At 58.9% G+C, this 12,859-nt stretch carries 5 protein-coding genes, 3 tRNA genes and 3 rRNA genes; 6 read left to right on the top strand and 5 right to left on the bottom strand.

What is annotated here, in order from left to right:
• Window positions 1–17: 17 nt before the first annotated feature.
• From RAM60_RS09570 to RAM60_RS09550, 5 genes are all read right to left on the bottom strand, one after another.
• Window positions 18–1,076: an AraC family transcriptional regulator gene (locus RAM60_RS09570; RefSeq protein ID WP_369026971.1), complete on the bottom strand. Its 1,059-nt coding sequence runs from the start codon at window positions 1,074–1,076 to the stop codon at window positions 18–20.
• Window positions 1,073–2,890: an ABCB family ABC transporter ATP-binding protein/permease gene (locus RAM60_RS09565; RefSeq protein WP_369026972.1), complete on the bottom strand. Its 1,818-nt coding sequence runs from the start codon at window positions 2,888–2,890 to the stop codon at window positions 1,073–1,075. Before RAM60_RS09565 ends, RAM60_RS09570 begins: the two co-directional genes overlap by 4 nt.
• 51 nt (window positions 2,891–2,941) lie before the next feature.
• The gene (locus RAM60_RS09560) at window positions 2,942–3,880 is read right to left on the bottom strand and encodes a retroviral-like aspartic protease family protein (RefSeq protein WP_369026973.1); all 939 of its coding nucleotides are present in this window, start codon (window positions 3,878–3,880) and stop codon (window positions 2,942–2,944) included.
• A 102-nt stretch (window positions 3,881–3,982) separates the two neighbouring features.
• The gene (locus tag RAM60_RS09555; protein ID WP_369026974.1) at window positions 3,983–5,440 is read right to left on the bottom strand and encodes a lipopolysaccharide biosynthesis protein; all 1,458 of its coding nucleotides are present in this window, start codon (window positions 5,438–5,440) and stop codon (window positions 3,983–3,985) included.
• A complete protein-coding gene (locus RAM60_RS09550) occupies window positions 5,437–6,465 on the bottom strand; it encodes a glycosyltransferase family A protein (protein ID WP_369026975.1) in 1,029 nt (342 codons plus the stop codon). The genes RAM60_RS09555 and RAM60_RS09550 overlap by 4 nt, the downstream gene beginning before the upstream one ends.
• A 704-nt stretch (window positions 6,466–7,169) precedes the next feature.
• On the opposite strand from RAM60_RS09550, the gene RAM60_RS09545 reads away from it, so the two are divergent.
• From RAM60_RS09545 to RAM60_RS09520, 6 genes are all read left to right on the top strand, one after another.
• A 16S ribosomal RNA gene (locus RAM60_RS09545) occupies window positions 7,170–8,655 on the top strand.
• Window positions 8,656–8,833: 178 nt separating this feature from the next.
• Window positions 8,834–8,910: transfer RNA gene (locus RAM60_RS09540), tRNA-Ile, on the top strand.
• Between the two features lie 15 nt (window positions 8,911–8,925).
• Window positions 8,926–9,001, top strand: a tRNA-Ala gene (locus tag RAM60_RS09535).
• A gap of 261 nt (window positions 9,002–9,262) precedes the next feature.
• Window positions 9,263–12,052: ribosomal RNA gene (locus RAM60_RS09530) — 23S ribosomal RNA — on the top strand.
• Between the two features lie 108 nt (window positions 12,053–12,160).
• Window positions 12,161–12,275: ribosomal RNA gene (gene rrf, locus RAM60_RS09525) — 5S ribosomal RNA — on the top strand.
• The 16S, 23S and 5S rRNA genes sit together here with 3 tRNA genes alongside, the layout of an rRNA operon.
• A gap of 113 nt (window positions 12,276–12,388) precedes the next feature.
• Window positions 12,389–12,465 (top strand) — tRNA-Met (locus RAM60_RS09520).
• Window positions 12,466–12,859: the final 394 nt, after the last annotated feature.

The raw sequence follows: 12,859 nt of genomic DNA, 5'->3' as shown, positions 1-12,859 counted from the left end.
CCGATTACTGAAACTGGCTAGCCGATTCCGGAATCGGCGAGTGCCGTTTTGCGCCATTCGCTCGGCGTGACCCCTTCCGCCTCGCGGAAAGCGCGGTTGAATGGCCCAAGCGATCCGAACCCCGCGTCCAAGGCTATTGTAATGATCGGAACTTCACGCTGAGCGGGGTCCGCCAGCGCCTCCCGCACTTCGGCGAGGCGGTAGCCGTTCAGGAACTGCGCGAAATTGCGGTGACCGAGCGTTCCGTTGATTGCCCGGCGCAGGCGATATTCGGGTTCTCCAACTTGCGCGGCGAGCGAGGCGATAGTCAGCCCGTCGAGCCGGTGGGCCTTTTCCCGCTCCATATGCTCGCGCAGCTTTGCGACCAGATCTCTCTCTGCAAGATCCACCTCTGCCGCGTGAGGAGCGGTACGCGCGGGCGGTCCGAAGAGGTCGTCCCGATCAAACCCGAACATCGCTGCACAAAAGAGAATGGTAATGAGGGCGATCAACATCTCGATGACCGATCGCGCGCTCTGCACAAGGACCTCCTGTTGTACCAGCACCTCGATCACGTTCACGACCAGCATGAACGCACCGACCGTGGCCACGAGCCGCCAGCGGATGCGGCGTCGCGCTTCGACGAGGTCATCCGAGCGCCCTTTCCACGCTACCCATAGTCCGGCGAGGCCAAAGCCAATCATGCTCAACCGGAGCAAGATGGCCGCTGCCATGACGGGCGGGGTCCAGTCGAAGCCGGCTGCATAGAGGATCGAGACGCAAACTACCGGTATTGCCAGGGCCGCCCAGCTTGTGGGGCCGATGCGCTTTTCGTCGTCGAACCAGGCACGCGTGAATAGCCAGAACCAGCCGGTCGCCGTGACCGAGGCGATGTCGAGCATCATGCGTAGCGGCTGGGGCACGACCGCCATGGGCACCGTGGCGAGGATATGAGCGACGATGGTGACGTTCATCACCACGGCAATGCGCGCTGCCAGGACCTTGCGCTGGTCGCGGACCAGCAACCAGGTCCACAGAACGAACAATGCGATCGCCGCGCCCCGGAACATCAGGTCGAAGCTGGCGAACAGGGTCATGCTGCTTCTTCGCCCTGTTCAGCCTCGGCCTGCTGGCGCGCCCACATCTCCGCATAAAGGCCATCGCGGCGCAGGAGTTCGAGGTGGCTGCCGCTTTCCGCCAACCGACCGTGATCGAGCACGAGGATGCGGTCGGCATCGGCTATGGTCGATAGTCGGTGCGCAATCGCCAGCGTGGTGCGGTGCTCGGACACGCGCCGCAGCGTGCGCAGGATTTCCTGCTCGGTGCGGCTGTCGAGCGCGCTGGTTGCCTCATCAAGCAACAGGATCGGCGGATCCTTCACAAGTGTCCGGGCGATTGCAACGCGCTGCTTCTCGCCGCCCGAGAGTTTCAGTCCGCGCTCGCCGACCTCGGTGTCAAAGCCCTCGGGAAGACGCTCGATCAGCGGCATGATCGCCGCCGCCTTCGCGGCAATCTCGATATCTTCGCGCGTGGCGTCGTCGCGGCCGTAGGCGATATTGTAGCCGATAGTGTCGTTGAACAGCACGCTGTCCTGCGGAACGATGCCGATCTTGTCGCGCAAGGATGCCTGGGTGACTCTGGCGATATCCTGCCCGTCGATCAGGATACGGCCCGACCGAGGGTCATAGAAGCGGAACAGCAACCGTCCGATCGTGCTCTTGCCAGCACCGGAGGGTCCGACGATGGCGACGTGGTTTCCGGCCGGGACTTCGAAGCTGAGGCCATGGAGGATGGTACGTTCGGGCTCGTAACCGAAGACGACATCCTCGAAGGCCAGGGTCGGGCGATTGATCACCAGCGCCGGCGCACCGGGCACATCCTTAACTTCCGCTTCGGTGTCGATAAGGCGGAACATCGCGCCCATGTCGATCATGCCCTGGCGCACCGTACGATAGACCATGCCGAGCATGTCGAGCGGGCGGAAGAGCTGGGTGAGGTAGGTGTTCACGAAGACGAGATCGCCGGTCGTCAGCTGGCCCTTGCTCCAGCCCCAGACGGTGAAGGCCATGGCGCCGCCCATCAGCAGGTTCATGATCAGTGCTTGGCTGATGTTGAGCAAGCCGAGCGAGTTCTCGGACTTGATCGCCGCTTCGGCAAATTCGCGCGCTGCCTCGCCATAGCGCGCACGCTCGCGGTCTTCGGCCGAGAAGTACTTCACGGTCTCGTAATTGAGCAGGCTGTCGACCGAACGGGCGAGGGCGGTCCCGTCGAGGTCGTTCATCCTGCGCCGCAATTCGTTGCGCCATTCGGTTATCGTGCGGGTGATGAAAATATAGGCGGCCACGGTCACGCCGGTGGCTGCAACCAGTTCCCAGCCGAAGTTGAGGTAGAAGATCACGCCGACCGCAATCAGTTCGATGGCGGTCGGGGCGATATTGAAGAGCAGGAAATAGAGCATCACGTCGATGCTCTTCGTCCCGCGCTCGATCGTCTTGGTCACCTCGCCGGTCCGGCGGGAAAGATGGAAGCGAAGTGATAGCTGGTGGAGCCGGGCGAAGGTGTCCTCGGCCAGTTGCCGCGTCGCTTCCTGTCCCACACGCTCGAAAGCGATGTTGCGGAGGTTGTCGAACAGCACACCGGCAAAGCGGCCACCGGCATAGGCAATGACGAAGGCCATCGCGACCATGGCCGCCTCGTTGGCGGGCGTGGTCATGGCATCGACCGCGCGCTTGTAGACATAGGGCAGGGTAAGGGTGGTGGCCTTGGCCGCGATCACCAGCAACATGGCCCCGACGATGCGGCGCTTCAGCTGGGCATTATCTTCCGGCCAAAGGTAGGGCAGGAAGCGGCGGATTACCGGCCAGCCTTCGCCCTCGATCGGCTTTTCTTCTGTGTCGGTCTCAGGCGGCATCGCGCACCCATCTGGGGCGTGCGAGCGCGCTAGGCAAGCAAAGCGATGAATTCAGGTGCCGAACCGCCTGATCGAAGTGATCGCAGCACGGCCATTGGCAGAATCGCTGGGAATGTCGAACAGGATGCGCCGGGTCGGGAAATCGATGGCCACGCGATTGAATACGCTGAGGTTGTTGACGCCCAGCACCAGTGCCGGCTTGTCCTCCAACCCAAGCGCGGCGAAGATGGGGCTGTCGGTAATCGCGATCGGGACTTCGGTCAGTACGACATCGGAGATCTGCAGGGTGCGCACCAGCACGGATTTGCTCGAGAGTTCGGTGCCCAGCACGTCGATCGTTTTCACATCCTCGCCCTTGCGACCGCGCAGGCGCGCCATCAGCGCCGGATTGGCGATCGTGTTCTGCGCGCCGGTGTCGATGATGACCGATGTCTTGACCCCGTTCACGCGGGCGTCGGTGATGATCATCTGGCCAAGTTTCGGCCGCGCCCGCACGACGATTTCGTAGCCGTAGTTCCCGCCCAGGCTGTCGGCGTCAGCGACCTGCATCCGTCGTTCGCGGAAATCGATCAGCACGCGCATGTCCTGCAGGCTGTCGAGCCCGAGTATGCCGTCGGCACCGATATGGCTGGCGTGGAGCAGCGGGGCGACCAGACCGCTGACCGAACGGTTGGCGAATTCGAGATCGTCGAGCTCTATCGTCTCGACTTCTTGCGATCCGCCCATGGCCACGAGCGTTGCCGTGCCGCTGCGCCGCAGGGCGAGGTCGTCGACCATTTCGTGCGTGACAACCGTGGCCTGCGCACCTGTATCGATAAGGAAGCGATAGGGGCCTGCGCCATCGACGGTGACAGGCACCGTCATGCGTTCGTATCGATCTTTCTGGAGTGCCGCCTCGTCGACCGTGGGAGCGGGCGCTGCACGGTCCTGCGCCGCCGCCGGTAGTGCGGCGAACAAGGCAAGGACGAGACCGGCTTTGAGCGGAACCATGGCACACTCGATTGCGAAGCTGCCGGTCAATTGCCGGCAAGAGGCAAGTCTACCACGGTGGCGATGGGCGGGCAATTCGGCGGGCGCTGACGTCCCGTGCGCTCAACGACTGCGGACCAGCGCGACAAGTTCCGTCAAACGCTCGCGCGAGAAAAGCAGGAGCCACCCTATATATACAGCACCACCCACGGCGACGAGCAAAGCAAGCCGGGCGACGGGCACTTCGATGGCGAGGTTCCGGTCGAAGATCGTTACCGCCAGCACCATCGCCACGCCCGCCAGCGCAGTCGGCAGTACAGCGCGCGCTATCTGACCAAGAGTTACTCCGATCGCGCTGGCCGAGCTCGCCGCAGTAATCGCAGTCATCATTGGGTAAGCGACCAGCCAGGCGGTCGCGATTCCGAGGATGCCCCCTTGCACGCCAATCAGGAAGGCGATCGGCATCAGAAATGCGCCGATGGCCGAGTTGCGCAGAGCTATTCCGGGTCGCCCGACGGCATTCGTCGCGGGGGCGAAGAGGACCTGTAACGTCATCCATGGGATGGCGAAGCCGAGGACTTGCAGGATCGGCGCCACGCCGAGCCATTTCTCGCCCAGCAGCACTTCGACGAGCGGCTCTGCCGTCGAAGCGAGTCCAAGGCAGAAGGGGATCGAGAGCAGCATGATCGCGCGCACCGAGGTCAGGAACCCACCTGCCAGGGCGTCGCTGTCCTGCTGGATGCGGGCGAAGGCAGAAAAGGCGACTTCGTTGAGGGGCGGGACGACCTTGTTGACGAAGATCTGCGAGAGGAACAGCGAGGTGCTGTAGAGGCCAACCGTGTGCGCGTCGAAAGCGCGACCCACGATCACGACGTCGGACTGTGTCTGGAAGAAGTAGAACAGGCTCGATAGCGCGATCGCACCGCCATACCCGGCCATGGCACCCGCCCCGCGAAAATCGAAGCTCGGCCACATGAGTGCCCGGGCAGCGATTGCCATGCCGAGCCCGCGGCAGGTGAAGCTGGCGAGCGGCGCGATGACGAGCGTCCATACGCCGAGGCCGGCAAGTGCCCCGCCAAGCGCGACGAGCGCCCCGACCAGTGCCGCGAAAAGATTGACCTGCGCCTGCTTCTTGAAATCCATCTCGCGTGAGAGGACGGCATAGCCCAGCGCCAGGAACGGGTTGGTGAGGAAGACCAGCGACAGCGCTCTCAGGATGTCCGTCACTTTCGGCTGGCCATAATAATCGGCGACCAAGGGCGCGGCCAGGAACTGGATGGCGGCAAGCGCGAGGTTCACTATCAGCAGCATGCCGAAGAGCTGGCGCAGCTCGTACCGGCTCACTCCTTCTCTCTGCACCAGCGCATTGGCCAGCCCGTAGCCGTTGAGCAGGGTAAGCAGGGCAAGGACTGCCGCGGCCATCGCATAGAGGCCATAGTCAGCCGGATCGAGCAGGCGCAGGACAAGGAAAGTCGAGGCCCAGGAAATGACCTGGCCGAGAATCTGCGAGCCCGACCGCCAGATGACGGCGTTTCGTACCAGCGCTCGAAAACCGGCGCCATGGGTCTGCGTCGCGCTCATCCCGGCCCGTTACTGCCGCGCGCCAGAGTACGCAGGAAGCTGGCGAAGCTTTCGGTATTCCCACGGCTATGCGATCGGCGACGCCATTGGAGGGTGGGGCGTGCGAGCCCGGGCCAGATCGACCAAACCCGCTTGATCACCATCCACATGGGTCCGTTGAGGTCGCCGTGTTCGTTGATCCCGGCGATACCTCCCTGCGTGTCGCCATCGATCACCTGGTCCACCGCATGTTCGAAGGCGAGTGCGCGACGATTGCGGTCAATCATGTTGTGGGCGACGCCGGCCTCACCGCGACCTGCCAACTGGGTCAGGGCTTTCTCATAGACGCGGATGTTGCCAAGCAGCATTCGCTCGGCACTGGCCGAGGCCGAACTGGCGCGCACGCGGTATTCGCCCAGGACTTCGTCGACGTAATGCGCATGACCACCGAGCAGCATGAGCCGGACCCACAGGTCGAGGTCTTCGGCATGGGTCATGTCTTCATCGAAGCCGCCGACGGTCTCGAAGTCCGCACGGCGAAAGGTCGTGCCTATATATATGCCGAAGCTCCGGTCGAGAACGTCGGCCAGGGAGCCGCGCGTGCCATCGAGCGAACCTTGTTTCGAGGTAAAGCATAGCCGCGGCTTGGCCACCGCCCCGAAGATGAGTGCGTTGCAGGTGACCAACCGGGCATCCGGGTCGCCATCGAGTACGGCGAGGGTCCGGGAAAGATACTCGGGAGTGAAACGATCGTCGCCGTCGAGCAGCGCTATATAGGGTGCGCTTGTCTGTGCGACCGCGCGGTTACGAGCCGCGGACACGCCGCGATTGTCTGTGGCGAGGAAACGAATCCGGGGATCCGCAAGATAGGGGGCTACTGCGCCCGCGACATCGTCAGGTGCGCCGTCATCGATAACGACACACTCCCAATCGGCGAGCGACTGGGCGAGGAGCGAATCCAGCGCCTCGTGCAACAGGTGCGCAACGCCATAGGCAGGCACGATCACCGCCACGCGGGCGGGGAGGGGCGATGGGCTCGTCATCATTGCGCACGCGTATACGCGCACGATTCTAAATATCGCACTAGCTTTTGGCCGGCTGGTCGATGTGTAGGTCGGGAATCGGTGACGAGAATCAGCTGGCGCAACCTGCACTCGCAGATTCGCAGCGGATTCGAGCGCGTGAATCGGGTCTTCGAGGGGGTGAATCGCGGTGCGTGGGCGACATCGTCGGGGGCTGCGGTTGAACGTTACCGCAGTCACCAGCCTCTGGAGCATATATGCGGGCTCTGAAACCCGCAGAAATCTGCGGTTTTTGAAAAAAGGCGCAATAAAATTGCAAAAGTGTGTTGACCGAATCCCGACCCGCGCCTAGATGGCCTCCACCGACGCGGCGCTGGCGGCTTCCACCGCCCACTGCATCGGTCGCCAAGCACTAACGGATAGCCGGCTCCCCCGGTGTAAATCGGGGAACCAATCGCTGTCCGCTATGACTGTCTTCGGCGGCTCTTTGACATTGTTGGTTTTTGATGAAGGGACATGTGGGCGACGGCGCCCGGTCCGGGGACCTCAAGGCTCCGGTAACCGGTTAACTCAAGCCGATCGCCACATCCGATCGCGGGCTCCACGCCTGCCCGGATGGCAAGCATGTTCATTCGTATCCATTACGTTTGACAGTGCAGGTATCGGCTCCTTGATACTCTGGCTAGTCGGGCTGGCGGGTTATCCCGTGCTTGATTGGTTAGTTTCACAAACTTGAGAGTTTGATCCTGGCTCAGAACGAACGCTGGCGGCATGCCTAACACATGCAAGTCGAACGAAGGCTTCGGCCTTAGTGGCGCACGGGTGCGTAACGCGTGGGAACCTGCCCTTAGGTTCGGAATAACAGTTAGAAATGACTGCTAATACCGGATAATGTCTTCGGACCAAAGATTTATCGCCTTTGGATGGGCCCGCGTAAGATTAGGTAGTTGGTGGGGTAAAGGCCTACCAAGCCGACGATCTTTAGCTGGTCTGAGAGGATGATCAGCCACACTGGGACTGAGACACGGCCCAGACTCCTACGGGAGGCAGCAGTGGGGAATATTGGACAATGGGCGAAAGCCTGATCCAGCAATGCCGCGTGAGTGATGAAGGCCTTAGGGTTGTAAAGCTCTTTTACCAGGGATGATAATGACAGTACCTGGAGAATAAGCTCCGGCTAACTCCGTGCCAGCAGCCGCGGTAATACGGAGGGAGCTAGCGTTGTTCGGAATTACTGGGCGTAAAGCGCACGTAGGCGGCTTTTTAAGTCAGGGGTGAAATCCCGGGGCTCAACCCCGGAACTGCCTTTGAAACTGGAGAGCTAGAATCCTGGAGAGGTTAGTGGAATTCCGAGTGTAGAGGTGAAATTCGTAGATATTCGGAAGAACACCAGTGGCGAAGGCGACTAACTGGACAGGTATTGACGCTGAGGTGCGAAAGCGTGGGGAGCAAACAGGATTAGATACCCTGGTAGTCCACGCCGTAAACGATGATAACTAGCTGTCCGGGTTCATGGAACTTGGGTGGCGCAGCTAACGCATTAAGTTATCCGCCTGGGGAGTACGGTCGCAAGATTAAAACTCAAAGGAATTGACGGGGGCCTGCACAAGCGGTGGAGCATGTGGTTTAATTCGAAGCAACGCGCAGAACCTTACCAGCCTTTGACATCCTAGGACGACTTCTGGAGACAGATTTCTTCCCTTCGGGGACCTAGTGACAGGTGCTGCATGGCTGTCGTCAGCTCGTGTCGTGAGATGTTGGGTTAAGTCCCGCAACGAGCGCAACCCTCGTCCTTAGTTGCCATCATTTAGTTGGGCACTTTAAGGAAACTGCCGGTGATAAGCCGGAGGAAGGTGGGGATGACGTCAAGTCCTCATGGCCCTTACAGGCTGGGCTACACACGTGCTACAATGGCATCTACAGTGGGCAGCTATCCCGCGAGGGTGAGCTAATCTCCAAAAGATGTCTCAGTTCGGATTGTTCTCTGCAACTCGAGAGCATGAAGGCGGAATCGCTAGTAATCGCGGATCAGCATGCCGCGGTGAATACGTTCCCAGGCCTTGTACACACCGCCCGTCACACCATGGGAGTTGGATTCACCCGAAGGCGGTGCGCTAACCTTTTAGGAGGCAGCCGACCACGGTGGGTTCAGCGACTGGGGTGAAGTCGTAACAAGGTAGCCGTAGGGGAACCTGCGGCTGGATCACCTCCTTTCTAAGGATTGTCTCGAAAGCGCCTGGCCTTGAGCCGGGAAGAGCTTCGCGACTTCCAAAGAACATTGCCGTCGTCCTCATGTCCTTTCATCAATCGGATACAGCAACAGGTCCTGCCTGCTGCTGTTTGCCTGAGCTGGCTTTGCCGCCCGCGGCCATTTGGCCAGCGTGGCTGGCATGGGCCTGTAGCTCAGTTGGTTAGAGCGCACCCCTGATAAGGGTGAGGTCAGAGGTTCAAATCCTCTCAGGCCCACCATATTTGCCAGGTTAAGGGGCCTTAGCTCAGCTGGGAGAGCGGTTGCTTTGCAAGCATCAGGTCATCGGTTCGATCCCGATAGGCTCCACCAGGCATTTCAATCCGATAGATGAAACGAAAGCGGATCTCGCTCCGGCGAGTAGGCGACATTGGTCGCCGTCTTTGACATTGTGAATGGGTTTTTAAATCGATGCCGTGGCGCATGGATTGTATCGGGAGGCTTCTGCCGATCGGGCAATCGATGCATCACAAACAAGATCAATCAAATTGATTTATCTGGCTGAGATATTCCTCCGCATCATCTTCAAGCGACTGACTTTTATGCAGGTCTGTCGTTGATGGTGTGGATTCTCAAGCGTGAGGTAAGAGCATTTGGTGGATGCCTTGGCATGTGCAGGCGATGAAGGACGTGGCACGCTGCGATAAGCGTCGGGGAGTTGTGAGCAAACTTTGATCCGGCGATTTCCGAATGGGGAAACCCACCCTCACCATTTCCTTTCGATCTAGCTTCGGCTGGCTCGGAAAGAGGTGGATAGGGTATCACCGAACTGAATATATAGGTTTGGTGAAGCGAACCCAGGGAACTGAAACATCTCAGTACCTGGAGGAAAAGACATCAACAGAGATTCCCGTAGTAGTGGCGAGCGAACCGGGACCAGGCCAATGCTTCTTCGTTAATTAGCGGAACACTTTGGAAAGAGTGGCCATAGCGGGTGACAGCCCCGTACGTAAAAATGATCGAAGAAGATTCGAGTAGGGCGGGACACGTGAAATCCTGTCTGAACATGGGGGGACCACCCTCCAAGCCTAAATACTCGCACATGACCGATAGCGAACACAGTACCGTGAGGGAAAGGTGAAAAGCACCCCGATTAGGGGAGTGAAACAGTACCTGAAACCGGATGCTTACAAGCAGTTGGAGCCCCATAGGGGGTGACAGCGTACCTCTTGCATAATGGGTCAGTGACTTAATTTATCGAGCAAGCTTAAGCCGTTAGGTGTAGGCGCAGCGAAAGCGAGTCTGAATAGGGCGACTGAGTTCGATGAATTAGACCCGAACCCCGGCGATCTAGGCATGGCCAGGTTGAAGGTGCGGTAACACGCACTGGAGGACCGAACCGGTGAATGTTGAAAAATTCTCGGATGAGCTGTGTTTAGGGGTGAAAGGCCAATCAAGCCGGGAAATAGCTGGTTCTCCGCGAAATCTATTGAGGTAGAGCGTCGGACGTATGCCGATGGGGGTAGAGCACTGGATGGGCTAGGGCTGCGCGAGCGGTACCAAACCTAACCAAACTCCGAATACCATCGAGTCTTATCCGGCAGACAGACGGCGGGTGCTAAGGTCCGTCGTCAAAAGGGAAACAGCCCTAACCTACAGCTAAGGTCCCCAAGTCATATCTAAGTGGGAAAGCATGTGGGAATCCCAAAACAACCAGGAGGTTGGCTTAGAAGCAGCCATCCTTTAAAGAAAGCGTAACAGCTCACTGGTCTAAATAAGGGTTCCTGCGGCGAAGATGTAACGGGGCTAAAGATATGCACCGAAGCTTAGGGTTGCAGTTTACTGCAGCGGTAGCGGAGCGTTCCGTAAGCGAGTGAAGCGGGAGGGTAACCGACCGTGGACGTATCGGAAGTGCGAATGCTGACATGAGTAGCGACAAACAGGGTGAGATACCCTGTCGCCGAAAGACCAAGGGTTCCTACGCAATGCTAATCAGCGTAGGGTGAGCCGGCCCCTAAGACGAGCCCGAAGGGGGTAGTCGATGGGAACCACGTTAATATTCGTGGGCCTGGAGATGTGTGACGGATCGCGGAAGTTGTTCTCTCTTATTGGATTGAGAGGGCAGCCAAGTGGTTCCAGGAAATAGCCTCTCCGTATAGACCGTACCCGAAACCGACACAGGTGGTCAGGTAGAGTATACCAAGGCGCTTGAGAGAAGTATCCTGAAGGAACTCGGCAAATTGCCTCCGTACCTTCGGAAGAAGGAGGCCCTCTTTCTGCGCAAGCAGTTGGAGGGGGCACAGGCCAGGGGGTAGCGACTGTTTAGCAAAAACACAGCACTCTGCTAAGTCGGCTTCAAGACGACGTATAGGGTGTGACGCCTGCCCGGTGCTCGAAGGTTAAGAGGAGGAGTGCAAGCTCCGAATTGAAGCCCGAGTAAACGGCGGCCGTAACTATAACGGTCCTAAGGTAGCGAAATTCCTTGTCGGGTAAGTTCCGACCTGCACGAATGGCGTAACGACTTCCCCACTGTCTCCAGGATATGCTCAGCGAAATTGAATTCTCCGTGAAGATGCGGAGTACCCGCGGTTAGACGGAAAGACCCCGTGCACCTTTACTGCAGCTTCAGAGTGGCATTAGGAAAGAGTTGTGTAGCATAGGTGGGAGGCTTTGAAGCATTGGCGCCAGCCGATGTGGAGCCATAGGTGAAATACCACCCTGCTGTTTTCTGATGTCTAACCTCGCACCGTTAGCCGGTGTAGGGACCCTCTGTGGCGGGTAGTTTGACTGGGGCGGTCGCCTCCTAAAGAGTAACGGAGGCGCGCGATGGTAGGCTCAGGACGGTTGGAAACCGTCTGCAAGAGTGCAATGGCATAAGCCTGCCTGACTGCGAGACTGACGAGTCGAGCAGAGACGAAAGTCGGTCATAGTGATCCGGTGGTCCCTCGTGGAAGGGCCATCGCTCAACGGATAAAAGGTACGCCGGGGATAACAGGCTGATGATTCCCAAGAGCTCATATCGACGGAATCGTTTGGCACCTCGATGTCGGCTCATCACATCCTGGGGCTGGAGCAGGTCCCAAGGGTTTGGCTGTTCGCCAATTAAAGTGGTACGTGAGCTGGGTTCAGAACGTCGCGAGACAGTTTGGTCCCTATCTGCCGTGGGCGTCGATTGTTGAAAGGAGTTGCCCCTAGTACGAGAGGACCGGGGTGAACGTACCTCTGGTGTACCTGTCATCCTGCCAAGGGTGCCGCAGGGTAGCTATGTACGGACGGGATAACCGCTGAAAGCATCTAAGCGGGAAGCCTCCCTTAAGATAAGCAATCTTCGAACCGTCGTAGACCACGACGTTGATAGGCTGGGTGTGGAAGCGCAGTAATGCGTGGAGCTAACCAGTCCTAATAGTTCTTTTCGCGCTTGTAGGATCCATACCATCAACGACAGCCCTGAGCTGTCCGCGATCTGGAGGAAACTTCGGCCGGATACGCCCGAAAGGGGCATCGATTTAAACCCGTCCGCCTGCTTTATTGCTTGGTGGCTATAGCGTCTGTGACCCACCCGATCCCATCTCGAACTCGGCCGTGAAACCGGACAGCGCCGATGGTACTAGTGCCTAAGCACTGGAAGAGTAGGTCGTCGCCAGGCATTACAGCAGGCGGGTAGGTAAAAACCCATTCACATGTTTCAAAAGCCGCTGCCGGTGCAAACCGCGCGGCGGCTTTTGTGTCTCTGGCCGTGAGGCCTCGACACAACGGTGCCGCGGGGTGGAGCAGCCCGGTAGCTCGTCAGGCTCATAACCTGAAGGTCGTTGGTTCAAATCCAACCCCCGCAACCACCGTCTCCCTGAAAATTTCAGGCCTAATCTACCCCACTGTCTTCAGTGGGGTTTTGTCGTGCTTTTCCTGAGGCATGTTTTTTCATGCCGTGACTTTGTCTGGCGATTTGGTCGGCCTTTTTTAGCCGCAAACGAGGTATCGATCAGAACAAGATGGACAGTCCGGAGCGGGCGGAACGGTAGAGTCTAATGGAAAGCCCACCATCGGCTGTCTGTTGCGTGACCTGCCCACAAGCGATTGATCACTGTCCCCCGCCTGGTATTCCGTTGACACAAGAGTGCCCGCAATTGCCCGAATTACTGGTGGGCAATTGCTGCCATGTCTTACCTAGCGAAATAACTGGCATCGGTTTTGGCGCGTGATAGGCTCACCCGTGATGGGTTGGTCCAACTG

The organism is Qipengyuania sp. RANM35, assembly GCF_041021145.2.
Taxonomy (GTDB): Bacteria; Pseudomonadota; Alphaproteobacteria; order Sphingomonadales; family Sphingomonadaceae; genus Qipengyuania; species Qipengyuania soli.
Note: the sequence above shows the minus strand (reverse complement) of the source record. Positions and strands in the feature narration are given on the sequence as shown.